Source organism: Pseudomonas kitaguniensis, assembly GCF_049199985.1.
GTDB lineage: Bacteria > Pseudomonadota > Gammaproteobacteria > Pseudomonadales > Pseudomonadaceae > Aquipseudomonas > Aquipseudomonas kitaguniensis.
The window spans coordinates 150,514-175,535 of the sequence record NZ_JBLZPT010000013.1 but is presented as its reverse complement, the minus strand read 5'-3'; the positions used below and the strand labels follow the sequence as shown (position 1 = coordinate 175,535).

22 protein-coding genes are annotated in these 25,022 nt (G+C 59.1%); 12 read left to right on the top strand and 10 right to left on the bottom strand.

The window, feature by feature from the left end; genetic code table 11:
- Window positions 1–158: 158 nt before the first annotated feature.
- The 3 genes from ACOZK9_RS17525 to gpmI all read right to left on the bottom strand — a co-directional run bounded on the left by ACOZK9_RS17525 (window position 159) and on the right by gpmI (window position 4,583).
- On the bottom strand, window positions 159–1,475 hold the full coding sequence (locus tag ACOZK9_RS17525) for a S41 family peptidase (RefSeq protein ID WP_058413142.1): 1,317 nt from the start codon (window positions 1,473–1,475) through the stop codon (window positions 159–161).
- 30 nt (window positions 1,476–1,505) lie between these two features.
- On the bottom strand, window positions 1,506–2,801 hold the full coding sequence (locus tag ACOZK9_RS17520) for a murein hydrolase activator EnvC family protein (RefSeq protein ID WP_058413143.1): 1,296 nt from the start codon (window positions 2,799–2,801) through the stop codon (window positions 1,506–1,508).
- A gap of 255 nt (window positions 2,802–3,056) precedes the next feature.
- A complete protein-coding gene (gpmI, locus tag ACOZK9_RS17515; RefSeq protein ID WP_058413144.1) occupies window positions 3,057–4,583 on the bottom strand; it encodes a 2,3-bisphosphoglycerate-independent phosphoglycerate mutase in 1,527 nt (508 codons plus the stop codon).
- Between the two features lie 151 nt (window positions 4,584–4,734).
- On the opposite strand from gpmI, the gene ACOZK9_RS17510 reads away from it, so the two are divergent.
- The 3 genes from ACOZK9_RS17510 to secB are packed head-to-tail and all read left to right on the top strand — an operon-like array spanning window position 4,735 to window position 5,916.
- Window positions 4,735–5,148 (top strand): rhodanese-like domain-containing protein, encoded by a 414-nt coding sequence (locus ACOZK9_RS17510; protein ID WP_058413145.1) that lies wholly within the window; start codon window positions 4,735–4,737, stop codon window positions 5,146–5,148.
- Between the two features lies 1 nt (window position 5,149).
- Complete coding sequence (gene grxC / locus ACOZK9_RS17505) at window positions 5,150–5,401, top strand: glutaredoxin 3 (RefSeq protein ID WP_017734847.1); 252 nt, start codon at window positions 5,150–5,152, stop codon at window positions 5,399–5,401.
- A 35-nt stretch (window positions 5,402–5,436) separates the two neighbouring features.
- Window positions 5,437–5,916 carry a protein-export chaperone SecB gene (secB, locus tag ACOZK9_RS17500; RefSeq protein ID WP_058413146.1) on the top strand — a complete coding sequence of 160 codons (480 nt, stop codon included), beginning with the start codon at window positions 5,437–5,439 and terminating at the stop codon, window positions 5,914–5,916.
- Between the two features lie 90 nt (window positions 5,917–6,006).
- On the opposite strand, the gene ACOZK9_RS17495 is transcribed toward secB, so the two are convergent.
- A complete protein-coding gene (locus ACOZK9_RS17495; RefSeq protein WP_058413147.1) occupies window positions 6,007–6,462 on the bottom strand; it encodes a tRNA (cytidine(34)-2'-O)-methyltransferase in 456 nt (151 codons plus the stop codon).
- Here ACOZK9_RS17495 and ACOZK9_RS17490 point away from each other — a divergent pair.
- Window positions 6,461–6,901: a hypothetical protein gene (locus tag ACOZK9_RS17490; protein ID WP_152751723.1), complete on the top strand. Its 441-nt coding sequence runs from the start codon at window positions 6,461–6,463 to the stop codon at window positions 6,899–6,901. The genes ACOZK9_RS17495 and ACOZK9_RS17490 overlap by 2 nt on opposite strands.
- Window positions 6,902–7,402: 501 nt before the next feature.
- Here ACOZK9_RS17490 and ntrC read toward each other — a convergent pair.
- From ntrC to glnA, 4 genes are all read right to left on the bottom strand, one after another.
- Entirely contained in the window at window positions 7,403–8,839 is a 1,437-nt protein-coding gene (gene ntrC / locus ACOZK9_RS17485) for a nitrogen regulation protein NR(I) (protein WP_421556259.1), read from the bottom strand.
- The gene (glnL, locus tag ACOZK9_RS17480) at window positions 8,836–9,921 is read right to left on the bottom strand and encodes a nitrogen regulation protein NR(II) (protein WP_046034638.1); all 1,086 of its coding nucleotides are present in this window, start codon (window positions 9,919–9,921) and stop codon (window positions 8,836–8,838) included. The genes ntrC and glnL overlap by 4 nt, the downstream gene beginning before the upstream one ends.
- A 352-nt stretch (window positions 9,922–10,273) precedes the next feature.
- Window positions 10,274–10,813 (bottom strand): chorismate mutase, encoded by a 540-nt coding sequence (locus ACOZK9_RS17475; protein WP_099240955.1) that lies wholly within the window; start codon window positions 10,811–10,813, stop codon window positions 10,274–10,276.
- A gap of 210 nt (window positions 10,814–11,023) precedes the next feature.
- Window positions 11,024–12,430: a glutamate--ammonia ligase gene (gene glnA / locus ACOZK9_RS17470; protein ID WP_058413151.1), complete on the bottom strand. Its 1,407-nt coding sequence runs from the start codon at window positions 12,428–12,430 to the stop codon at window positions 11,024–11,026.
- Between the two features lie 334 nt (window positions 12,431–12,764).
- Here glnA and thiI point away from each other — a divergent pair, with 334 nt between their 5' ends.
- Both thiI and typA read left to right on the top strand, forming a co-directional pair.
- Complete coding sequence (gene thiI, locus ACOZK9_RS17465; protein WP_058413152.1) at window positions 12,765–14,219, top strand: tRNA uracil 4-sulfurtransferase ThiI; 1,455 nt, start codon at window positions 12,765–12,767, stop codon at window positions 14,217–14,219.
- Window positions 14,220–14,358: 139 nt separating this feature from the next.
- Window positions 14,359–16,179: a translational GTPase TypA gene (typA, locus tag ACOZK9_RS17460; protein ID WP_058413153.1), complete on the top strand. Its 1,821-nt coding sequence runs from the start codon at window positions 14,359–14,361 to the stop codon at window positions 16,177–16,179.
- Window positions 16,180–16,381: 202 nt separating this feature from the next.
- Here typA and ACOZK9_RS17455 read toward each other — a convergent pair whose 3' ends face one another.
- Window positions 16,382–16,816 carry a YkgJ family cysteine cluster protein gene (locus ACOZK9_RS17455; RefSeq protein WP_058413154.1) on the bottom strand — a complete coding sequence of 145 codons (435 nt, stop codon included), beginning with the start codon at window positions 16,814–16,816 and terminating at the stop codon, window positions 16,382–16,384.
- Window positions 16,817–17,053: 237 nt separating this feature from the next.
- Between ACOZK9_RS17455 and ACOZK9_RS17450 the strand changes: the two genes are divergently transcribed.
- The 4 genes from ACOZK9_RS17450 to ACOZK9_RS17435 all read left to right on the top strand — a co-directional run bounded on the left by ACOZK9_RS17450 (window position 17,054) and on the right by ACOZK9_RS17435 (window position 21,781).
- Window positions 17,054–19,504, top strand: a complete 2,451-nt coding sequence (locus ACOZK9_RS17450; RefSeq protein ID WP_058413155.1) for a glycogen/starch/alpha-glucan phosphorylase — start codon at window positions 17,054–17,056, stop codon at window positions 19,502–19,504.
- Window positions 19,505–19,730: 226 nt separating this feature from the next.
- Entirely contained in the window at window positions 19,731–20,741 is a 1,011-nt protein-coding gene (locus ACOZK9_RS17445; RefSeq protein WP_099240949.1) for a class 1 fructose-bisphosphatase, read from the top strand.
- Window positions 20,742–20,926: 185 nt separating this feature from the next.
- Entirely contained in the window at window positions 20,927–21,181 is a 255-nt protein-coding gene (locus ACOZK9_RS17440; protein WP_058413157.1) for a hypothetical protein, read from the top strand.
- 30 nt (window positions 21,182–21,211) lie between these two features.
- Window positions 21,212–21,781, top strand: coding sequence for a lipocalin family protein (locus ACOZK9_RS17435; protein ID WP_058413158.1), 570 nt, complete (start codon window positions 21,212–21,214; stop codon window positions 21,779–21,781).
- Between the two features lie 68 nt (window positions 21,782–21,849).
- Here ACOZK9_RS17435 and ACOZK9_RS17430 read toward each other — a convergent pair whose 3' ends face one another.
- A complete protein-coding gene (locus ACOZK9_RS17430) occupies window positions 21,850–23,214 on the bottom strand; it encodes a formimidoylglutamate deiminase (RefSeq protein WP_421556258.1) in 1,365 nt (454 codons plus the stop codon).
- Between the two features lie 147 nt (window positions 23,215–23,361).
- On the opposite strand from ACOZK9_RS17430, the gene hutC reads away from it, so the two are divergent.
- Complete coding sequence (gene hutC / locus ACOZK9_RS17425) at window positions 23,362–24,072, top strand: histidine utilization repressor (protein ID WP_173668614.1); 711 nt, start codon at window positions 23,362–23,364, stop codon at window positions 24,070–24,072.
- Window positions 24,069–24,629, top strand: a complete 561-nt coding sequence (locus ACOZK9_RS17420; RefSeq protein WP_152748916.1) for a HutD/Ves family protein — start codon at window positions 24,069–24,071, stop codon at window positions 24,627–24,629. The genes hutC and ACOZK9_RS17420 overlap by 4 nt, the downstream gene beginning before the upstream one ends.
- Window positions 24,630–25,022: the final 393 nt, after the last annotated feature.

Genomic DNA, 25,022 nt, shown 5'->3' with positions numbered 1-25,022 from the left:
CCCCTTCAACCCCCCCCCGCCCTCTCCCGGGGGCTTGTTTGCCCCCTTTTTTTTTTTTTTTTTTTTTTTTTTTTTTTTGGGGGGGGGGGGGGGGGGGGGGGGGGGGCCCCCCCCCCACGAAGCTGCACAGCACAGCGAAGATCAGGGCAACCCGCATATCAACGGCTACGCGTGATGCTCAGGCCTTTAAGCAGGCTGAGCGCCTGGGCCAGTTGGTAGTCATCATCCTGCGGCATCGGCTTGGCTTTGGCGCCACTGCCGGTTGGCTGGTCGGCGCCGCCGTTGCCATTGCCCAAGTGACCTTGCAGGTCGGCTTCCTTGTAGTACTCGCTGTCGATCTCGTTGGTGATCTTGGCTTTGCGTACTTCAATGTCCGGGACTATGCCTTGGGCCTGGATAGAGCGACCGTTTGGCGTGTAGTACAGCGCCGTGGTGATCTTCAGTGCGCGCTCGTTGTTCAGCGGCAACACGGTTTGCACCGAACCCTTGCCGAAGCTGGTGGTGCCCATCAATACGCCGCGTTTTTGGTCTTGCAGGGCACCGGCGACGATTTCCGACGCCGAGGCGCTGCCGCCGTTGATCAACACCGCCAGCGGTACGTTTTCGCTGAGGTCATTGCCGGTGGCCGAGAAGCGTAACTCGGAGTTGGCGATACGGCCCTTGGTGTAGACGATCAGGCCTTTGCTGATGAAGTGGTCGACAACCTCGACCGCAGCCTGCAACACGCCGCCCGGGTTGTTACGCAAGTCGAGCACGATACCGTTGAGCTTCTTGCCGTTGTCCTTGCGCAGCTTGGCCAGGGCCTTGGCCACTTCGTCGCCGGTTTTGACCTGGAACTGGGTGATACGGATGTAACCGTAGCCCGACTCCAGCAGTTGGCTCTTCACGCTCTTGACCGTGATAGTCGCGCGGGCCAGGGTCACGTCAAACGGGTTGCCGCCGTCGCGCACCAGGGTCAGGGTGATTTTTTGGCCGAGCTTGCCGCGCATCTTGTCGACAGCTTCGGTCATGCTCTGGCCGCGGGTTGGCTGGCCGTTAATCTTTACGATCAAGTCGCCGGCCTGAATGCCGGCCTTGGAGGCTGGTGTGTCGTCGATTGGCGAGACCACTTTGATCTGGCCGTCTTCGGAGCCGACTTCGATGCCCAGGCCGCCGAATTCACCGCTGGTGCTTTCTTGCAGCTCGGCAAAATCTTCCGGGCCAAGGTAGGCAGAGTGCGGGTCGAGGTTGCTGAGCATGCCCTTGATGGCATTCTCCAGCAGCGTCTTGTCGTCTACAGGTTCGACATAAGCCGCCTTGATCCGGTCCATGACCTCGGCGAAGGTGCGCAACTCGTCCAGCGGCAGCGGCGCCTTGGTGGTCGCAGCCGTGGCGGCAGGTGCAGCCGGTGCGGCCTGGTCGGCGAAAGCCAGCGGCGCGCCGATCACCAGGGCGATCGTCAGGGCCAGCGAAGTGAGGCGGGACAAATGCAGCATGTCGAACGAACTCCTAATGTAGATGCGACCCTATCCTTGGGAACGGCACCATTGTGCGGGATCGCTCGGGCGACCCTGCTGACGAATAGCGAAGTACAGCGCCGGGGTGTCCTGGCCGCCACTGTTACCGACAGTGGAGATGGATTCACCCGCTTTTACAACATCACCTGCCGACTTGAGTAAAGTCTGATTGTGGCCGTAAAGGCTCAAATAGCCATTACCGTGGTCAAGAATCACCAATAAACCAGCGCCGCGCAGCCAATCGGCAAATACCACGCGCCCACCGTGGACGGCATGCACCTGGCTGCCGGCGGACGCGCTGATCATCACGCCGTCCCACTTGGCACGCGTGTCATCGCCACGGGTTTCACCAAAGCGTGCCAGCAGTCGACCATCAACGGGCCATGGAAGTTTTCCGCGAGCTGAAGCAAAAGGCCCACCGAACGACTCGCCAGCGCTGGAAACCAGCGGGCCTGCAGCCGTATGCGCAGGTTTACGCGGCGCGGGGGCGTCGGTCGTGGCTGCCATTTCGGCCTCACGCTGGCGCTTTTTTTCGGCTTCCTGCTGGGCGATCAGCGCTTTTTGCCGCGCTTCTTCGGCCTCACGCGCCTGGCGGGCCAGGGTTTCTTCGATGGTTTTAAGTACTTTGCCCAAGTCTGCCTGGTCCTGCTCTCGGGCTTGCAGCTTGGCGTCGCGCGCTTTCACGTCGTCATTAAGCTTGGCCAGGGCCAATTGGCGCTCTTTGCGCACCTTGTCCAGCTGGTCGCGCTGGGTGTCGAGGGCGGTTTTCTGGTCCATCAATTGCGACTGCTGGTCGGCAATTTCCTGCTCGACATTCGCCAACTGGCGCAAGGTTTCGTTAAACCCTTTTAATTGCGCCAGGCGCGCTTTGCTCAGGTAATCGTAGTAAGTGAGGGTGCGCGCAAATTTTTCCGGGTTCTGCTGGTTGAGCAACAGCTTGAGGTATTCCTGGCGGCCGCTCTGGTACGCGGCGCGGGCCTGAATCGCAATCAAGCGTTGCTGTTCAACGCGTGCGCTCTGGAGTTTTTTTTTCTCAGCGTCGAGTCGCTCCAGTTCCGACTCGCTCTTCTTTAATTCTTTTTGCAGCTCCTGGACCTGCTTCTCCAGCTTGCCCATTTCGGTTTCCGTACCGCGCAGGTCTTTCTGCACGCCGGATTTTTCTTCCTGGAGCTTGCCGAGCAGTTTTTTCAGCTCGGTAATGTCCTGACGCGTAGCGTCCAACTGTTGTTGGGTTTGTGCGCGCTCATCGGCAAACGCCGGTTGGAGCAGGCAGACTAAAGCTAGGGTAATCAAGGCGCGAAGCATAGAGGCGGGCGACACTAAAGAAAGGGACGGCCTAGTATGCCCGCCAAGCGCCGCAAAAAAAACGCCAAATTCGGGCTTGTGGGCAAGATAGGTGCCGAGTGGCGGGGAGAGGGCAGAAATATCTGCCAAACGCTGGCGATCAAATGTGGGAGGGGGCTTGCTCCCGATGGCGGTGAGTCAGTTAAACGAGTGTTCACTGACATTCCGCCATCGGGAGCAAGCCCCCTCCCACAGGGTTTTGCGGTCTGTTTTGGATCAGACCAGAATCGAAGTGCCGGTCATCTCGGCTGGTTTTTCCAGCCCCAACAGTTTCAGCATGGTCGGCGCCACGTCTGCCAGTACGCCGCCTTCACGCACTTTCAGGTCGCGCTTGCCGACGTAGATGAACGGCACCGGCTCGGTGGTGTGGGCGGTGTGGGCTTGGCCGGTGGATTCGTCGGACATCTGCTCGCAGTTGCCATGGTCAGCGGTGATCAGTGCTTCGCCGCCGACTTTTTCCAGTGCGTCGACGATGCGGCCGACGCACAGGTCCAGGCATTCCACGGCTTTGACCGCCGCTTCGAGGTTGCCACTGTGGCCGACCATGTCGCCGTTGGCGTAGTTGACCACGATCACGTCGAAACGCTGGTGCTCGATGGCGTCAACGATCTTGTCGGTCACCTGCGGCGCGCTCATTTCCGGCTGCAGGTCGTAGGTGGCAACTTTTGGCGACGGGATCAGGATGCGTTCTTCGCCTGGGAACGGCTCTTCACGCCCGCCGGAGAAGAAGAAGGTCACGTGGGCGTATTTCTCGGTTTCGGCGATACGCAGCTGGGTCTTGCCGTTTTTGGCCAGGTAATCGCCCAGTACGTTTTCCAGGCTGCCCGGCGCAAAGGCAGACGGGGCCGGGATGTTGGCGGCGTATTGGGTCAGCATCACGAACTCGACCTGTGGCTGGCGGGCGCGCTCGAAGTCTTTGAAGCCGGCATCCACGAACACATGGCTGAGTTCGCGGGCGCGGTCGGCGCGAAAGTTCATGAACACCACGGCGTCGCCGTCTTCAACTTTGACCGGTTCGCCGATGGTGGTGGCTTTGACGAATTCATCGCTCTCGCCGCGCGCGTAAGCGGCTTGCAGACCTTCCTGGGCGGTGGCGGCGTTGAATTCGGCCTGGCCGTCGACGATCAGGTTGTAGGCCTGGGCCACACGGTCCCAGCGATTGTCACGGTCCATGGCGAAATAGCGGCCGACCAGGCTGGCGATGCGGCCCTTGCCCAAAGCCGCGAAGGTGGTGTCGAGCAGTTCGATGGACGATTGCGCGCTTTTCGGCGGTGTGTCGCGGCCGTCGAGGAAGGCGTGCAGGTAAATCTTCTCGGCGCCGCGTTTGTAGGCCAGTTCGGCCATGGCGACCAAGTGGTCCTGGTGGCTGTGTACGCCGCCATCCGACAACAGGCCCATGATGTGCACGGCCTTGCCGGCTGCTGCTGCTTTATCTACCGCTGCGCAGAGGGTCGGGTTCTCGAAGAACTCGCCATCGCGGATTGATTTGGTCACGCGGGTGAAGTCTTGATAGACCACTCGTCCGGCGCCCAGGTTCATGTGGCCGACTTCCGAGTTGCCCATCTGGCCGTCCGGCAAGCCTACGTCCATGCCCGAACCCGAGATCAAACCGTTGGGTACGGTGGCGGCCAGGCGGTCGAGTACAGGCTTGCTGGCCGAGTACACGGCGTTGTCGTGGTGGCTTTCACTGTGTCCGAAGCCATCGAGAATTATCAGGACCAAAGGTTTAGGCGTAGTAGTCATAGATCCTCTCGCGGCGTTAATAAAGGAAGGCAATTTAAAAGTGAGTAGCAGTTTAAAGCGAAGTTCCGACGACGTCACCGCTTTACGGGGGTTGGCCGCCCCTGACGGCTGTGTATACTTACCGCCATTTTAACGCCCTGGAACCTCCTTGATGGTTGATCACCTGATTGCATTTGCCACTGCCCACTACCTGCTCGCGGGTGCCTTTGTCATCCTGCTGGCGCTGCTGATCGCTCATGAAATGAGCCGCGGTGGTCGCAGCCTGAGCACGTCGGAGCTGACCGCACTGGTCAACAAGGATGAGGCCGTTGTAGTGGATATTCGCCCGGTTAAGGATTTTGCCGCCGGCCATATCGTCGGCGCCCTGAACATTCCGCAGGACAAGCTGATCGCGCGCTTGGCCGAACTTGAAAAATACAAAGGCAAGACCATTATTCTGGTCGACGCCCAAGGCCAGCACGCCGGCACCCACGCCCGCGAGATGCTCAAGACCGGTTTCACCGCCGCCAAACTGTCCGGCGGTATCGGCAGCTGGAAGGCCGATAACCTGCCGCTGGTGAAGTGATATGAGCCAGGTTGTCGTGTATTCCAGCGATTGGTGCCCTTACTGCATGCGGGCCAAAGCCTTGCTTGAGAAAAAGGGCGTTGCCTTCGAAGAAATCAAGGTCGACGGTAAACCCCAGGTGCGCGCCGAAATGGCCCAGAAAGCGGGGCGCACGTCCGTGCCGCAAATCTGGATCGGCGCCAAGCATATCGGTGGCTGCGATGACCTGTTCGCCCTGGAGCGCGCCGGTAAACTTGATGCGCTGCTCGCCTAAACCCTAAAAGACCCCAAGATCAAGAAGGATCTGCGATGACTGACCAACAGAACACCGAAGCAGCAGAAGCGCAAGGCCCACAATTCTCGCTGCAGCGTATCTACGTGCGTGACCTGTCGTTTGAAGCGCCGAAAAGCCCGGCGATCTTCCGCCAGGAGTGGACCCCAAGCGTTGCGCTGGACCTGAACACCCGTCAAAAAGCGCTGGAAGGCGATTTCCACGAAGTGGTGCTGACCTTGTCGGTTACCGTTAAAAACGGCGAAGAAGTGGCCTTCATCGCTGAAGTGCAACAGGCCGGTATCTTCTTGATTCAGGGCCTGGACGAGCAGTCCATGAGCCACACCCTGGGCGCGTTCTGCCCGAACATTCTGTTCCCGTATGCCCGTGAGACCCTGGACAGCCTGGTCACCCGTGGCTCGTTCCCGGCCTTGATGCTGGCGCCGGTGAACTTTGATGCCCTGTACGCTCAAGAGCTGCAGCGCATGCAAACAGAAGGTTCGTCGACCGTTCAGTAAGCCTGCGCGGTAAAAAAATGTGGGAGCTGGCAGGTGTAGGAGCAGGTATGCAGCTCTCACACTTGCCAACTCCCACATTTTGTTTATGCGCTACTTGAAGCCGAGTTGGCGCCAGCCTTCGTAGACGGCAACGGCTACGGTGTTGGATAAGTTCAGGCTGCGACAGCCCTCGCGCATCGGCAATCGCAGGCGATGGCCATCAGGCAGTGCATCAAGCACCTCGGCAGGCAGGCCCCGGCTTTCCGGGCCGAACAGGAAGGCGTCGCCTTCGGCAAAGCTTGCATCATGAAACGGCCGCGAGCCCTTGGTGGTGAACGCGAACAGCCGTGGCTGGCCGAGGCTTTCCAGGCAACTGGCCAAGTCGGCATGGCGCTGGAGTGTGGCGTACTCGTGGTAGTCGAGCCCGGCGCGGCGCAGGCGCTTGTCGTCCATGTCGAAGCCCAAAGGCTCGATCAAATGCAGGTGGCAGCCACTGTTGGCGCACAGCCTGATAACGTTGCCGGTATTCGGCGGAATTTCTGGTTGAAAAAGGATGACGTGAAACATGCACGGCTCCGAAGGCAAAGATGCGCTGCATTCTACCCCCGAAGAGGACCCAAGGCCGAAGCTATTGCCGAGGGTCTTGGGCTCGTTGGCGATTGTAGGCTTGATGGTCGGCTTGATGATCGGGCGCCTGACCACCGCGGACCCGGTCGAGTTGCAACAGGTAGAGACCGCAAGGGACAGCCTGGTGGTGTGGTTCAACAGTGAGCCCAAACTGCACGGCGAGCACATCGACGGCACCGTGGCGTTGTTGTTCGACGCGCAGGGCAACGCCGCCACCGGGCAGCTCAAGGTCAGTGACAAGTGGGTGAACTGGCGCATCCGCAAGACCGATGGCGGCTTGCTGCTGAACCTGGTGGCGGCTCGGCCTTTGCGCGGGGAATGGGAAGGTGAGAAGGCCGATGGCCGCTGGCGACTGGAGATCCATCTCCAAGAGCAATAAAAGAGGGAATCCCTGGCCTGCCTGTACCAAGGTCCCCGAAACGGGCTGGAGCTATGGGCGCTGCGGCGCATAAGCTCCTGGTGTAAAGAAGGGAGTTCCCGGCCTGCCTGTACCAGGGCTCCCAAAACGGTATGGAGCGCGACGCGACTCGCATCAAGCACTCCGGGTGTAAAGAGGGGATTCTCGGCCTGCCTGTACCAAGGTCCCCGAAACTGGGTAGTACGAGGGTTATTGCAGGGCGCGTGCCAGCGCGGCCAAGGTTTGCAAAATATTTTCGTCAGAAAGCGCAAAGCCCCGGAATTCGGGGCTTTGCTGTTTTCAGTTTTTAGATTTTTTTCAGTTAACCTGAGCGTTCACGCATTGGATCCGTGCGCGATGCCAGTTCGCGGTGCATTGAAGCGGTGCACAGATCCCATATTTAGTGAAGATACAAATGTGGGAGGGAGCAAGCCCCCTCCCACATTGGATTTTCAGTGGATTAGCGGCTTACGGCTTGGCGATTCAGGCGTCGTCGCCTTCATCATCATCCGCACCGTCAACCTTCATCCCCAACTCTTTGATCTTGCGAGTCAAGGTATTGCGGCCCCAACCCAGCAGCACGGCGGCGTCGCGGCGGCGACCTGCGGTGTGCTTGAGCGCGGTTTCGATCATGATTCGCTCGAAGGCCGGCACGGCGCTGTCCAGCAGGTTCGACTGGCCACGCGCCAGCGCCTGATCGGCCCATTGGCGCAGCGCCTGCTCCCAGTTGGTCACCGGGGCCGAATCCTGCGGCAAACTCAACAGCTCTGGCGGCAGGTCGCTGATATGCACTTCGCGGCCGGAGGCCATCACCGTGATCCAGCGGCAGGTGTTCTCCAACTGGCGCACGTTGCCGGGCCACGGCAGGTTCTTCAGGTATTCCTCGGTCTCGCTTTTCAGCAGCTTCGGCTCGACGGCCAGTTCTTGCGCGGCGCGGCTGAGGAAGTGGCGGGCGAGGGTCGGGATGTCTTCGCGACGGTCCGACATGCGCGGGATGTGGATGCGGATCACGTTCAGGCGGTGGAACAAGTCTTCGCGGAACTTGCCGGCCTGCACCAGGGTTTCCAGATTCTGGTGCGTTGCCGCGATGATGCGCACGTCGACCTTGACCGGCGTGTGCCCGCCAACGCGGTAGAACTCACCGTCTGCCAACACGCGCAGCAAGCGGGTTTGGGTGTCGGCCGGCATGTCGCCGATTTCATCGAGGAACAGCGTGCCGCCGTCGGCTTGCTCAAAGCGGCCGCGACGCAGGTTGGCGGCACCGGTAAACGCACCTTTTTCGTGGCCGAACAGCTCCGACTCCATCAAGTCCTTGGGAATCGCCGCCATGTTCAGCGCGATAAACGGCGAGGCTGCCCGTGGGCTGTGGCGATGCAGTGCATGCGCCACCAATTCTTTACCGGTACCCGACTCGCCGTTGATCAGCACGGTGATGTTGGAGTGGCTCAAGCGCCCGATGGCGCGAAACACTTCCTGCATCGCCGGGGCTTCACCGATGATTTCCGGGGTGCGCGTCAGGGCCGGTGGCGCTTGCTGGTTTTGCTGTTCCTGGGCGTGCTGGTTGGCGCGCTTGACCAGCGCCACCGCCTCGTCCACGTCGAACGGCTTGGGCAGGTATTCAAAGGCGCCGCCTTGATAGGAGGCGACAGCGCTGTCCAGGTCGGAGTGCGCGGTCATGATGATCACCGGCAGGCGCGGGTGTTGCTCGCGGATGCGCGCGAGCAAGTCCAGGCCACTGGCGCCGGGCATGCGAATGTCAGAGATGATCACGTCCGGCTGCTGGCGGGCCAGGCGGCTCATCACCCCGTCGGCGCTGTCGAAGCTTTGGGTGGTCATGCCTTCTTGCTGCAAGGCTTTTTCAAGGACCCAGCGGATAGAACGGTCGTCATCGACGATCCACACAGTTTCACTACGGCTCATGTCGATGGGGCTCCTTGTTCCAGAGGCAGAAAGATCGAGAAGGTGGTGTGGCCAGGATGGCTCTCACATTCGATCAAACCCTGATGCTGGCTGATGATGTTCTGGGTAATGGCCAGGCCCAGCCCGGTACCGTCCGGGCGGCCACTGACCATGGGAAAGAAAATGGTTTCCTGCAGTTCCGCAGGAATGCCCGGGCCGTTGTCGATGATCTCGACTTTGGTCACCAGGCGATGGCGCACATGGCCGATGGTGAACTGGCGCAGGGCGCGGGTGCGCAGGCTGATACGGCCCAGGCGCAGCTCGTTCTGGCTGCTGATGGCCTGCATGGCGTTGCGCACGATGTTCAGCACCGCCTGGATCATCTGCTCGCGGTCGATCAATACGTCGGGGATGCTCGGGTCGTAGTCGCGCACCAAGGTGATGCAGCCCTGGCTTTCAGCCTCGACCAAGTGGCAGACGCGCTCTAGCACCTCATGCACGTTGGTCATGGCCAGCGACGGCAGCTTGTTGGAGCCGAGCATGCGGTCGACCAGATTGCGCAGGCGGTCGGCCTCTTCGATGATGACGTTGGTGTAATCCTTAAGGTGCTCTTCGGGCAGTTCGCGAGCCAGTAACTGCGCCGCGCCACGAATCCCGCCGAGCGGGTTCTTGATCTCGTGGGCCAGCCCGCGCACCAGCATTTTGCTGGTTTCCTGCTTGGACAGCTGCGCTTCTTCTTTGGTAATGCGCAGCAAGCGGTCGCGCGGGTGCACTTCAAGCAACAGCAACGTCGCGCCATTGCTCAGGATCGGCGTCACCGCATAGTCGACCGTCAGCGTCTGGCCGGTGAGGGCGGTGAGCATCGCTTCGCGTTTGGTGAACGGATGCGCCTGCTCCACCGCTTGGCGCAATGAACTCAAGGCTTCGGCCGACTCGGTGAACAATTCGCTGATGAACTGCCCATGGCTGCGCTGGCCACTGATGGCCAGGAGCATCTCCGCCGCCGGGTTCATGTACTCAAGGCGCAAGTCGTCATTGAGCAGGATGGTGGCGGTGGTCAGGTTGTCGAGTAACAAACGGTGCAGTGCATCGCTAATGGTCATCAGGACCTCTTTTGGAGCAAGGCGCGGGCTTGAGGCACACGCTGATACAATGAAAATGCAAAAACCAAACCAAGGCTCCGAAAAGAAGCGCTAAAGCTTTGAAATAGGGGTTTGTGGCTCGAAACTGTGGCGTTCTGCCAGCTTGATCGGGAAGATTCGAACCAAAATGGGCTGTTCGGTTGGGAAGGGTGCAGCGCGTCGCACCAATATAGTGCGATTTTGAAAGATGTGTTCAGGAAGTTGCCGATAGCAGTGGGTCAGTCAGCTTATGTGTGGCTGAACCATTGCTATCGGGAGCGCGCGCCCTCCCACATTGAATATTGGCGTCAGTGGGGGAGATGGCTTGCAGTTTTCAGCCTTTGTAGATGCACAGCTCGGCGGTGGCGCGAATCATCGCCAGCTGGCGCATTGGGTCGTTCTGCGGCTCATGCACGGCCTGCGCTACCCATTGCGGGCACTGAGGGTCGGTGCGATGCGGGGTGAAATCGGCTAATTGCTTGAGCAGGCGTTTTTGCAGTTGGTCCAGTTGCGGGCGAATTTGCTTCACCAGGTCCGGGCGCGGGGTGTCGGGCGCCTTGCCTTGAAATTGCCAGTCGGACAGCAAGGTGTATTGCACCAGCTTATTGGCCTCGATCTGCGCCGAGAAAAATTGCTCGGCGGCGGCGGGCGGCAGTTTGTAGTTGGGGGCCTGGTTAACCACGCTGGCGATCACGTCCTGCTCTCGCTGTCGGTCTTCTACAGCCTTGTGGCTGTCCCATTTGCTCAGCGCTACTTGTTCACCAATCTCCAGGCGCTCGGCGATGCTGTTGAGCAACGGGGTGAGGGAAGAAGGTGGCGCAGCGCTCGCACTGGCGCTGACGAATAACAGGGCGAATACAAGTCGAGACTTCAAGGGTGATCTCCTGTGGGGGCGGGCGCTCCCGCAATGGCGGAGGATTACTAATACAACATGTAACTGGTTTCGCGCTATCGCAGCACAGTGCCAGCGAGCCTGTGTGGCAAACCCGCTTGCCACAGCAGCACTGCCCGCTAAAGCGCAGGCAAAAAAAGACCTCCCGAAGGAGGTCTTTTTCATCACGCCGCGTTAAGCGGCGCTACCGGATCAGCAGCTGTAGTACAGCTCGTATTCCAGTGGGTGTACGAAGGTGCGTACTTTGATTTCTTCTTCGCTTTTCAGCTCGATGTAAGCGTCGATGAAGTCGTCGCTGAACACGCCGCCTTTGGTCAGGAACGCACGGCCCTTGTCCAGCTCTTCCAGGGCTTCTTTCAGGCTGCCGCACACTTGTGGGATCTCTTTGGCCTCTTCAGGCGGCAGGTCGTACAAGTTTTTGTCGGCGGCGTCGCCAGGGTGGATCTTGTTCTGGATACCGTCCAAGCCAGCCATTACCAACGCAGCGAAGGCCAGGTACGGGTTGGCTGCCGGGTCCGGGAAGCGGGCTTCGATACGGCGAGCGCGCGGGCTGGACACGTAAGGAATACGGATCGAAGCGGAGCGGTTACGCGCCGAGTAGGCCAGCATTACCGGTGCTTCGAAACCTGGAACCAAGCGCTTGTAGGAGTTGGTCGATGGGTTGGTGAAGCCGTTCAGGGCCTTACCGTGCTTGATGATACCGCCGATGAAGTACAGGGCGGTGTCGGACAGGCCGGCATAACCTTCGCCAGCGAAGGTGTTCTTGCCTTCTTTGGCGATCGACAAGTGAACGTGCATACCCGAGCCGTTATCGCCATACAGCGGCTTAGGCATGAAGGTAGCGGTACGGCCGTAGGCATCAGCCACGTTGTGTACGCAGTACTTCAGGGTCTGAACTTCGTCAGCCTTGGCCACCAGGGTGTTGAACTTCACACCGATTTCGTTCTGGCCGGCAGTGGCCACTTCGTGGTGGTGAACTTCGATAACCAGGCCCATTTCTTCCATGGCGTTGCACATGGAGGTACGGATTTCGTGGTCATGGTCGAACGGCGGAACCGGGAAGTAGCCACCTTTGATACCCGGGCGGTGGCCTTTGTTGCCGCCTTCGATGTCCTGGTCAGACATCCACGAACCTTGTTCGGAGAAGATTTTGAACATGGAGCCGGAGATGTCGGACTTGAACTTGACCGAATCAAAGATGAAGAATTCTGGCTCCGGGCCTACGAATACGGTGTCACCGATACCGGTCGACTTCAGGTATTCCTCGGCACGCTTGGCGATCGCACGTGGGTCGCGGTCGTAGCCTTGCATGGTCGAAGGCTCGATCACGTCACACACGATGATCACGGTTGGGTCTTCGGTGAACGGGTCGAGTACGGCAGTGCTGTCGTCCGGCATCAGGATCATGTCGGAAGCTTCAATGCCTTTCCAGCCGGCAATGGAGGAACCGTCGAACATTTTGCCTTCTTCGAAGAAAGCGTCATCCAGCGCGTCGCGAGCCGGCATGGTCACGTGGTGCTGAGTGCCTTTTGTGTCCGTGAAGCGCAGATCAATCCATTTAACGTCATGATCTTTGATGAGTTGAACCGACTTCGACATGGTGTCCTCCGGGTGGCTTCGGGCTGGGGTAGTGGAGTTAGCCCTTAGAATGTGGGTGATGCCGGCGCGAATAGTCGACCAAGGCAACCTGCCTCACAAGAGAGCAAATTGCATGCCAGTGCGCCAACATGGCCTTTTTGCCTCAAATTAGCCCCTATAACGGTGCAATTCGTAAAATTACAGCAAATGGCGCACTGCAATGCAGCGTTAATGTGCGCGAGTGATCCGTTTTGGTGCGCGATAGTTGTGATGCATATTAACTGGTCAAACCTTGAGCGATTTCCGCTATAATCCGCGCCCCCCTTTTTCGGCAGGCTCTGCGCGCGCTGTTTCCATGAAATTAATCGTTAAAGTCTTCCCCGAAATCACCATCAAGAGCCGGCCGGTACGGATGCGTTTCATCCGTCAGTTGGCCAAGAACATCCGTGCCGTGCTCCGCGATCTGGACCCGGCTGTGGTGGTGAACGGTGTGTGGGACAATCTCGAACTGGAAACCCGCCTGACCGATGCCAAAGCCTTGAAGGACATGACCGAGCGCCTGAGCTGCATGCCGGGCATCGCGCATTTCCTGCAGGTCGACGAGTACCCGCTGGGCGACTTTGACGACATCACCGAAAAGTGCAAACAGCACTTCGGCAATGAGCTTGAGGGGAAGATTTTTTCGGTGCGTTGCAAGCGTGCCGGCAAGCACCCATTCAGCTCCATGGACGTCGAAAAATACGTCGGCAGCAAGCTGCGTCGCGAGTGCGGCGCCGCCGGAATTTCCCTGAAAGCACCGCAAATTGAAGTGCGCATGGAAATTCGCGACCAACGGTTGTTTGTGATCCACAGCCAGCACAACAGCATCGGTGGCTACCCGCTGGGCGCCCTGGAACAGACCCTGGTATTGATGTCCGGCGGTTTCGATTCCACGGTCGCGGCTTACCAGATCATGCGCCGCGGGCTGATGAGCCATTTCTGCTTCTTTAATCTGGGCGGGCGTGCACACGAATTGGGCGTGATGGAAGTCGCGCACTTTATCTGGAAGAAGTACGGCAGCTCCCAGCGCGTGCTATTTGTGAGCGTGCCGTTCGAGGAAGTACTCGGCGAAATTCTCGCAAAAGTCGATAACAGTCATATGGGCGTAGTATTGAAGCGTATGATGTTGCGCGCTGCGTCGAAGATCGCCGATCAGTTGCAGATTGACGCACTGGTAACCGGTGAAGCGATTTCCCAGGTGGCCAGCCAGACGCTGCCCAACCTGTCGCTGATCGACTGCGTGACCGAGAAGCTGGTATTGCGCCCGCTGATCGCCAGTCACAAGCAGGACATCATCGACCTGGCCGAAGAAATCGGCACGGCAGATTTTGCCAAGCACATGCCTGAATATTGCGGGGTCATCTCGGTGAACCCCAAGACCCACGCCAAGCGCAACCGCGTGGAGTACGAAGAACAACAGTTCGACATGGCGATTCTCGAGCGTGCGCTTGAGAACGCCAAAATGGTGCCAATCGACCGCGTAATCGACGAATTGGGCCAGGATGTACAGATCGAAGAAGTCAGCGAAGCCCTGGCCGGTCAAATCGTCGTCGATATCCGTCACCCGGATGCCGCTGAAGATGAGCCGCTGGAAATCGCTGGCATCGACGTGCAAGCGCTGCCGTTCTACGCACTGAACGCGCGTTTCAAGGAACTGGATAACAGCCGTCAGTACCTGCTGTATTGCGACAAAGGCGTGATGAGTCGCCTGCATGCCCACCATTTGCTCAGTGAGGGGCATGCCAATGTGCGCGTTTATCGACCGAGCTAAGAGCCCGGGGCTGTTTGCCTGTGGCCTGCGTCACCGGCCCCCCGACTCTGCCGTCAAGCTGTAACGGCAAGGCCTGACTCTACTGTTAATCGCTGCCACGACCTGTCAGCACACCGAATCCTCTGATCGAGATACACAAGTGATCGAAAATCTACGTAACATCGCCATCATTGCTCACGTTGACCATGGTAAAACCACCCTGGTAGACAAACTCTTGCGTCAATCCGGCACCCTGGAGCGCAACGAGCTCAACGACGAGCGCGTGATGGACTCCAACGACCAGGAAAAAGAGCGCGGTATTACCATCCTGGCTAAAAACACCGCTATCAACTGGAACGGCTACCACATCAACATCGTGGACACCCCGGGCCACGCCGACTTCGGCGGCGAAGTTGAACGTGTAATGTCGATGGTTGACTCCGTTCTGCTGCTGGTTGACGCTCAAGACGGCCCTATGCCGCAAACCCGTTTTGTGACCAAGAAGGCTTTCGAAGCCGGCCTGCGTCCAATCGTCTGCATCAACAAGGTTGACCGTCCAGGCGCGCGTCCGGACTGGGTTCTGGACCAGATCTTTGACCTGTTCGACAACCTCGGTGCTACCGAAGAACAGCTGGACTTCAAAGTCGTCTACGCCTCGGCCCTGAACGGTATTGCCGGTCTGGACCACAACGACATGGCTGACGACATGACCCCGCTGTACCAGTCGATCGTCGACAACGTACCTGCGCCGGCTGTTGACCGTGACGGCCCGTTCCAGATGCAAATCTCGGCACTCGACTACAACAGCTTCCTGGGTGTTATCGGCGTTGGCCGTATCGCTCGTGGCAGCATCAAGCCAAACACCCCGGTTGTAGCGATCGGTGCTGATGGCAAGAAGCGTAACGGTCGTATCCTGAAGCTGATGGGTCACCACGGTCTGCACCGTGTAGACGTTGAAGAAGCAGCTGCAGGCGACATCGTGTGCATCAGCGGCTTCGACCTGCTGAACATCTCCGACACCCTGTGCCACCCGGACACCGTTGAAGCGATGAAGCCGTTGACCGTTGACGAGCCAACCGTTTCGATGACCTTCCAGGTAAACGACTCGCCTTTCTGCGGTAAAGACGGCAAGTTCGTAACCTCGCGTAACATCCGTGAGCGTCTGGACAAAGAGCTGCTGTACAACGTTGCACTGCGCGTTGAAGAAGGCGACTCGGCTGACAAGTTCAAGGTTTCCGGCCGTGGTGAGCTGCACCTCTCGGTACTGATCGAAACCATGCGTCGCGAAGGCTTCGAAATGGGCGTTGGTCGTCCAGAAGTGATCATCCGTCAAGTTGACGGCGTGAAGCAGGAACCGTTTGAAAACGTCACCATCGACACCCCTGAAGAATCCCAGGGCAAGGTCATGGAAGAGATGGGCCTGCGTAAGGGCGACCTGACCAACATGGTGCCGGATGGCAAAGGCCGTGTGCGTCTGGAATACAACATCCCTGCACGTGGTCTGATCGGTTTCCGTAACCAGTTCCTGACCCTGACCAACGGCGCCGGCATCCTGACCTCGATCTTCGATCGCTACGACACCATGAAGTCCGGCGACATGTCCGGCCGTCAAAACGGTGTTCTGGTATCGGTAGAAACCGGCAAGGCGCTGACCTACTCCCTGGAAACCCTGCAGGCGCGTGGCAAGCTGTTCGTTGAACACGGTCAAGAGATCTACAACGGTCAGATCGTTGGCTTGAACAGCCGCGACAACGACATGGGCGTTAACCCAACCAAAGGCAAGAAGCTCGACAACATGCGTGCTTCGGGCAAAGACGAAACCATCGCTCTGGTTCCACCGGTGAAGTTCACCCTGGAACAAGCTCTGGAATTCATCCAGGACGACGAGCTGTGCGAAGTTACGCCTAAGTCGATCCGCCTGCGCAAGAAGATCCTGGACGAAGGCGAGCGTACCCGCGCTGCCAAGAAAGCCAAGAACTGAGTTAGCTCAGGCTGAATAAAAACGCCCCCGGTCGAAAGGCCGGGGGCGTTTTTTTATGCCTGCAGAATGTGCAGTGATTGTGCTGGCCTCATCGGGAGCAAGCCCGCTCCCACATTTGACCGAGTTCCAACTTTGGAATGCATTCAAATGTGGGAGGGGGCTTGCTCCCGATAGGGCCAGTTAGAGCCCCACAAAATTTGGATCAGAACTTGTCGAGGGTCTTGAACGTGGTTTCGCGCACCACTTCTTTCGGCTTGTAAGCGCAATACCCTGGCCGTGGCCCGATTTTCGGGTGGTTGCGGCAAGTATCCGGGCGCTTGTCATAAATAGTGCAGAAGCGCGTCTTACGATCCAGGTACAGGCAATCGTTGTTGCTCATGCGCTGCAGGGTAAAAATCTCGGATTTGGAATTGAAGCGCTCCACGATGCCTTCTTTCTGCAACCGCTTGGCGATGTTCTTCGGCGGGTCGCCGAGCTCGAATTCATCGACAATGCCAATGCGGATCAGGTCCTTGATCTTCACTTCGACCGGCAGCGTGCAGCAGCTGGACACGCAGCCACCGCACATGTGGGCGGAATATTTCTGCCATGTCTCGAGACGGTCGAGTTCCGCGGCGGCGATCAGTTGAGGCTTCATCAGGGTTCCAAGGTGGGGCTGTATCCGGGCGCGCGATCATACCGGGATTGGTGATTTTTTGAACAACATTTTACAGGTTTCAGCTCAAAGGTTGAGACGGCGGCCGATCAGGCACGACCCCTGCATCAAATTCCGACAACGGTGAATGAGTTAAAAAACTGCCGAACCAGAGCCCCTGCCGTCTGTCAGACCGACTAGGCTTTAGCAACTCTTTCAATCTCGCCCGAGGTCGCATCGATGTCTCAGGAACCGCTAGCACGAGAAGCAGAGGTAGCCGCATTTCGCGATGCTGTCTTGACCAAACTCACTTACGCGGTGGGTAAAGACCCCGACCACGCCTTCGACCATGACTGGTTCGAAGCCATTGCACTGGCCGCCCGCGACCAGATGGTCGACCACTGGATGGACCACACACGGCGGATCTATCGCAAAGGCCAGAAGCGGGTTTACTACCTTTCCCTGGAATTTCTGATCGGCCGTTTGCTCTACGACAGCCTGAGCAACCTCGGCGTGCTGGAGATCGCTCGCGAAGCGCTGTCCGAGCTGGGCGTCGACCTGGAGCGCATCCGCCTGCTGGAGCCCGACGCGGCGCTCGGCAACGGTGGCCTGGGCCGTTTGGCGGCGTGTTTTATGGAAAGCATGTCGACCTTGGGCATTGCCGGCCACGGTTATGGCATTCGCTATGAGCACGGCCTGTTCCGCCAGGCGATTGTTGATGGCTGGCAGCAGGAACAAACCGAACGCTGGCTGGATTTTGGTAACCCATGGGAGTTCGAACGGGCCGAAGTGATTTACCCGATCGGCTTTGGCGGCAGTGTCGAAACCCTGCCGGACGCCTCCGGCAAGATGATTCAGGTATGGACGCCGAACGAAACCGTACGCGCAGTGGCCTACGACACCCCGGTGGTCGGCTGGCGCGGTGCCAGCGTCAACACCCTGCGCCTGTGGCGTGCACGTGCCGTGGAAGACCTGCACCTGGAGCGCTTTAACGCCGGTGACCACTTGGGCGCCGTCGCCGAAGTGGCCCGTGCAGAAAGCATCTCGCGCGTGCTGTACCCGGCCGACAGCACCGAGGCGGGGCAGGAATTGCGCCTGCGCCAGGAATATTTCTTCGTCTCTGCCTCACTCCAGGACTTGCTGCGCCGCCACAAGAACATGCACGGCTCGGTGCTGAGCCTGGGCGAACACGCCGCGATCCAGCTTAACGACACGCACCCATCGATTGCCGTGGCCGAGTTGATGCGTCAACTGGTCGACCTGCACGATATTCCGTGGGAAGCCGCGTGGGACGTGACCGTCGAGACGCTTTCGTACACCAACCACACGCTGCTGCCCGAGGCGCTGGAAACCTGGCCGGTTGGCTTGATGGAGCGCATGCTGCCGCGGCACATGCAGATCATCTACCTGATCAACGCGCAGCACATCGATTCGCTGCGCGCCAAGGGCGTTCACGATTTCGACGTACTGCGCGCCGTGTCGCTGATCGAAGAAGACAACGGCCGCCGCGTGCGCATGGGCAACCTGGCGTTCCTCGGCTCGCACAGCGTGAATGGCGTATCGGGTTTGCACACCCAGTTAATGCGCAACACGGTGTTCTCCGAACTGCACAAGCTCTACCCGGATCGCATCAACAACAAAACCAACGGCATCACCTTCCGCCGCTGGCTGTACCAGGCCAACCCGAAGCTGACGTCGATGCTGGTCGAAGCGTTGGGGCCGGATATTCTCGACACCATGGAAACCCGCCTGACGGAGTTGGAAACCTTCGCCGAGAAGCAAACCTTCCGCAAAGCCTTCGCCGATCAGCGCCTGCACAGCAAGCGCGCACTGGCCGAGATCATCCACGAGCGCCTGGGCATTTCGGTCAACCCGGCGGCGATGTTCGATGTGCAGGTCAAGCGCATTCACGAATACAAACGCCAGTTGCTCAACCTGCTGCACACCGTGGCGCTCTACCAGGCGATTCGTGCCGAGCCGGGCACCGATTGGGTGCCGCGCGTGAAGATCTTCGCGGGCAAGGCTGCCGCGAGTTATCACCAGGCCAAGTTGATCATCAAGTTGACCAATGACATTGCGCGCACCGTCAATAACGACCCGACCGTGCGCGGTTTGCTCAAAGTGGTGTTCCTGCCCAACTACAACGTCAGCCTGGCGGAGAGCATTATTCCGGCGGCGGACCTTTCGGAGCAGATCTCTACCGCCGGCTTTGAAGCCTCGGGCACCAGCAACATGAAGTTCGGCCTCAACGGCGCGCTGACCATCGGCACCATGGACGGCGCCAACGTGGAGATGCACGAGCGCGTAGGCGCCGATCACATGTTCATCTTCGGCCTCAGCGCGCAGCAAGTCGAAGCCCGCAAGCACGCCGGTGAGTTCAACGCCGGGCCGGACATCGCGGCTTCGCATCGTTTGAACGATGTGCTGCAAGCGATCCGTGGCGGGGTGTTCTCGCCGGATGACCCAGGCCGTTATGTCGGCTTGATCGACGGGCTGATCGACTACGACCGCTTTCTGGTGTGTGCCGACTTCGATGCCTACTGGGACGCCCAGGCGCGCGTCGAGGCGCATTGGCATGACTCCAAGGCGTGGTGGCGTTCGGCTGTGCTGAATACCGCGCGCATGGGCTGGTTCTCGTCCGACCGCACCATCCGCGAGTACGCCACGGAGATCTGGAAAGCCCTCGACTAAACCCGGCGGTAGCAATTGTGGGAGGGGGCTTGCTCCCGATGCCGGTCTGTCAGTTGACGAATAAGTCGACTGACGCACCGCCATCGGGAGCAAGCCCCCTTGCACATTGTTTAGGCGCAAGCCATGAACTCTATTGGCGTTAATTCCTCTGATTAGAGGAAATAACCCTCGACTCGCGCTAAACTGCCCGGGTTTTCAAGCCCCCCATTGTCGTCCGGAGCCTTCCATGTCCCGCGTTACCCTGAGTCGCTATTTGATCGAGCAGACCCGCAGCAACAACACGCCTGCCGATCTGCGCTTCCTTATCGAAGTGGTGGCGCGTGCTTGCAAGGAAATCAGCCACGCCGTATCCAAAGGCGCGCTGGGCGGTGTCCTGGGCAGCATGGGCACTGAAAACGTGCAAGGCGAAGTGCAGAAGAAACTCGACGTGATCTCTAACGAGATCCTGCTTGAAGCCAACGAATGGGGCGGTCACCTGGCCGGCATGGCGTCCGAAGAAATGGACAATGCCTACCAGATCCCGGGCAAGTACCCGAAAGGCGCCTACCTGTTGGTGTTCGACCCACTGGACGGCTCGTCCAACATCGACATCAACGCACCGGTCGGCACGATCTTCTCGGTACTGCGTTGCCCGAACGAATACCTGAGCCAAAACGAAGCCCTTAACGAAAACGCCTTTTTGCAGCCAGGCACCGAGCAAGTTGCCGCCGGTTACGCGATCTACGGCCCGCAAACCATGCTGGTGCTGACCCTGGGCGATGGCGTCAAAGGTTTCACCCTGGACCGCGAAATGGGCAGCTTTGTGCTGACCCACGAAGACATCACCATTCCTGCCTCCACGCAGGAATTCGCGATCAACATGTCCAACCAGCGCCACTGGGAAGAACCGGTAAAGCGCTACGTGAACGAGTTGATGGAAGGCGAAGAAGGCCCGTTGAAGAAGAACTTCAACATGCGCTGGGTGGCCGCGATGGTTGCCGACGTGCACCGCATCCTGACCCGTGGCGGCCTGTTCATGTACCCACGTGACAGCCGTGAGCCTGCCAAGCCGGGCAAACTGCGCCTGATGTACGAAGCCAACCCGATGTCGTTCCTGGTTGAGCAGGCGGGCGGTGCGTCCACCGACGGCCACCAGCGCATCCTCGACATCCAGCCTGAAGGCCTGCACCAGCGCGTAGCGGTGTTCCTGGGCTCCAAGGAAGAAGTTGAGCGTGTGACCGGTTACCACAAAAAGTAAGTGCGGTGAGGGAGCTTGCTCCCTCGCTACGTTCAAGACGTGAGGTTTTGAACGGCAACAAGCCCCGAAACGTTTCAGCGTTTGCGGGGCTTTTTTGTTTTCGCGCACCGGGAACCAGACCCCGCTTTTCCCTTCTAAGCTTCTGGCAGATACCCCAGCTGCGTTGTCCCTCCAGGAGTTTTTCCATGTCGTTACGCCGTCTCGCCTTGCTGACTTTTTGCGTGCTTTTGGCCGCTTGCAGCAAGGTTAACCAAGAAAATTACGCGAAGTTGTCGGCGGGCATGGCCAAGGCTGAGGTGGAGTCGTTGCTGGGCACGCCAACCGATTGTTCCGGCGCGCTGGGCATGTCCAGCTGCACCTGGGGCGATAAAGAAAGCTTTATCAGCGTTCAATATGCCGGTGACAAGGTTCTGATGTTTTCCGGGCAAGGCCTGAAGTAAACCGGGGCGCGAGCCTGCGGGAGAAGAAGAATGATGCGTTTTGTTTTATGCCTTTGTGCCAGCCTGTTTTTGGCGGGCTGCGCCAGTCATTCTGGCGATGATCTGCAACCCAAAACAGCCAACAACGTCAATCTCAAGCGTTACCAGGGCACCTGGTACGAATTGGCGCGATTGCCGATGTACTTCCAGCGCAACTGCGCGCAGTCCGAAGCCCGCTACACCTTGCTGCCTGATGGCGATATGTCGGTGTTCAACCGCTGCCTCACCAGCGAGTGGAAGTGGGAAGAAGCCAAGGGCACGGCCACGCCGCAAGTGCCTGGCAAGACCGACAAGCTCTGGGTCGAATTCAATAATTGGTTTACCGCGCTGCTGCCGGGTGTTGCCAAGGGCGATTACTGGGTGCTGTACGTCAGCGATGACTACAAAACCGCCATCGTAGGCAGCCCGAGCCGACGCTACATGTGGATCTTGTCGCGCACCCCGACGGTGAATACCGACACCCGCGAAGACCTGCTGAGCAGGGCGCGCCAACAAGGGTATGACACCACGCGATTGATCTGGCGTACCTCGGACAAACAGATGGCCAAAACCTCGCAGTAACCCGAGAAGGCCATTGATCTAATGTGGGAGCTGGCAAGCCAGCTCCCACATTTGTCAGGTGTCGCCTGTTAGCCGAGCAGGTCTCTCAAGACTTGCGTGAATGCGCGGCTGCTCTCTTCCTCGCCAGCATGATGCCCATCGCGCACCACCCACTTGCCGTTCACCAGTACATCACGCACTTGCCGATCGCCACCGGCAAACAGCCAGCGATTGAGAATTGCGTCTTCAGTCGCGGTCGCCAGGTACGGGTCGTTGCCGTCGAGTACCAACCAGTCTGCGCGCTTGCCCACTTCCAGACGGCCAATTGGCTGGCCCAGCGCCTGCGCGCCGCCGTCCAGTGCAGCATCGAACAGCGTGCGGCCGACCATCGGCTGATCACTGCGATACACGCGATTACGCCGCTGATCGCGCAGGCGCTGGCCATATTCGAGCCAGCGCAATTCTTCCACCACACTCAGCGACACATGGCTGTCGGAGCCAATGCCCATGCGCCCGCCTTGGGCAAGAAAATCCACCGCCGGGAAAATCCCGTCGCCCAGGTTGGCCTCAGTGGTCAGGCACAAGCCGGCAATCGCGCGGCTGTTGGCCATGCGCGTGACCTCGTCAGCATCGGCGTGAGTGGCGTGCACCAGGCACCAGCGCTCATCGACTTCAACGTTGTCATACAGCCATTGCAGCGGGCGTTTGCCGCTCCAGGCCAGGCAGTCGTCGACTTCTTTTTGCTGCTCGGCAATATGAATATGCACCGGGCAAGCCTTGTCGCTGGCGGCCAGGACTTCATGGATTTGCAGCGGCGTGACCGCGCGCAGCGAGTGAAAACACAGGCCTGATTGCTGCGCCGGTTGCGCGGCCAGAATCGGTTTCAGGCGCGCTTGCAGGTCGAGGTAATCCTCGGTGCTATTGATAAAGCGTCGCTGGCCTTCGTTCGGCGCCTGGCCACCAAAGCCTGCGTGGGTGTACAGCACTGGCAGCAGCGTCAGGCCAATCCCGCTGCTCGCCGCCGCCTGGCTGATCTGCCGCGACAGCTCGACGCGATCGGCATACGGTTGGCCGCCGGCACCGTGGTGCACGTAGTGAAACTCAGCCACGGAGGTATAACCGGCCTTGAGCATTTCGATGTAAAGCTGCCGCGCGATGATCTGCAATTGGTCCGGGCTGATCTTGCCGACCATGCGGTACATCAAGTCGCGCCAGGTCCAGAAACTGTCATTCGGGTTGCCTGCCACTTCTGCCAAGCCGGCCATGGCACGCTGAAATGCATGCGAATGCAGGTTGGGCATACCTGCCAACACCGGGCCTCTCAGCCGTTCGGCGTGTTCTGCACTGGCATTCGGCTCAACGTGTGTCAGCAGGCCATCGGCGCTGACTTCAAAGCGTACATCGTTGGCCCATCCACTAGGCAGCAGCGCGCGTTCGGCAAAGAAAGCGGACATGATCAAGGCACCCCGGTCGTGTGTTTATTTGTATATACATATACAGACGTTTGCCTGCTCGGTAAACTCCGGCAATCTATGCATCTTTTCCCCCTGCAAGGATTCCCTGTGCCGACTCCGCCTGCCAAGTCTTCGCTGGCTGCCCACATGGACGAAAGTCCGGCGCCCTTGTATGCCCGCGTCAAACAAATGATCAGCCAGCAGATCCTCAACGGCAATTGGCCGCCGCATTACCGCGTGCCGTCAGAGAGCGAACTGGTCAGCCAATTGGGCTTCAGCCGCATGACCATCAACCGCGCGCTGCGTGAGCTCACCGCCGAAGGGTTGCTGGTGCGCATGCAAGGCGTCGGCACTTTCGTCGCCGAGCCCAAGAGCCAATCGGCGCTGTTTGAAGTGCACAACATTGCCGATGAGATCGCCTCCCGCGGTCATCGGCACACCTGCCAAGTCATCACCTTGGGCGAAGAGGCCGCCGGTTCCGAGCGCGCCGTCGCCCTGGAAATGCGCGAAGGCGGGCGGGTGTTCCACTCGCTGATCGTGCATTTTGAAAACGATATTCCGGTGCAAATCGAAGACCGGTTCGTCAACGCACTGGTCGCGCCGGAATACCTGCAGCAGGATTTCACGCAGCAAACCCCTTACGCGTATTTGAACCAAGTGGCGCCGCTGACCGAAGGCGAGCACGTGGTTGAAGCGATCCTCGCCGATGCCGCTGAGTGCAAACTGTTGCAGATCGAGCCCAGCGAGCCATGCCTGTTGATTCGCAGACGCACCTGGTCGGGTCGCCAGCCGGTGACCGCCGCGCGTTTGATCCACCCCGGTTCCCGTCATAGCCTGGAAGGACGTTTCAGTAAATGAGTGAAGTGAAAGTCTGGCGCGCCGCCGATTACATTCGCATGCCGTGGAAAAACGGCGGCGGCAGCACCGAAGAAATCACGCGTGACGCAGGCACCGGCCTGGAGGGTTTTGGCTGGCGCTTGTCGATTGCCGACATTGCCGAGTCAGGCGGCTTTTCGACCTTCGAAGGTTACCAGCGCGTGATCACCGTGATCAAAGGCGCCGGCATGGTGCTGACGGTGGACGGCGAGGAGCAGCGCGGCTTGTTAACGCTGCAGCCGTTTGCGTTCAAGGGTGAGAGCGAAGTGTCGTGCCGCTTGATCACCGGGCCGATCCGCGACTTCAACCTGATTTATTCGCCTGAGCGCTACCATGCGCGCCTGCAGTGGATTGACGGCGTGCAGCGGTTTTTCAGCACCGCGCACACGGTGTTGGTGTTCAGCGTGGCGGATGAGGTGAAAGTGCTCGACCAAAAGCTCGGCCATCACGACTGCCTGCAAGTGGACGGTAACACTGGCCTGCTGGATCTCGCCGTCACCGGCCGCTGCTGCGTGATCGAACTGACTGCACGCGGTTAAAACGCTGCAAGCTCTGGCAACTCTGCAAACTCTGCAAACTGTGGAAACTGTGGAAACTGTGGAAACTGTGGAAACTGTGGAAACCTGTGGGAGGGGGCTTGCTCCCGATGGCGGTGTGTCAGCCAGTACATCTGGCACTGACACACCGCCATCGGGAGCAAGCCCCCTCCCACAATTGATCTGTGATTTTCACAAAATTTTGTTTCCAACCCTGTGCACCAATTTGTTACCGAATGCCCCAGCGTGGCGCAAACGCTCGCTGTCATAACAACCCGCCTGCGCTGCGAACCTCCCCCCAAACAAATTTAATCCCGCCCCGAAGCCTTAATTTTCAAGGCTTTTGCATGCCTCACAAAAAAATCTCCACAACCCACTCAGAAAGTTGGCCGCTCG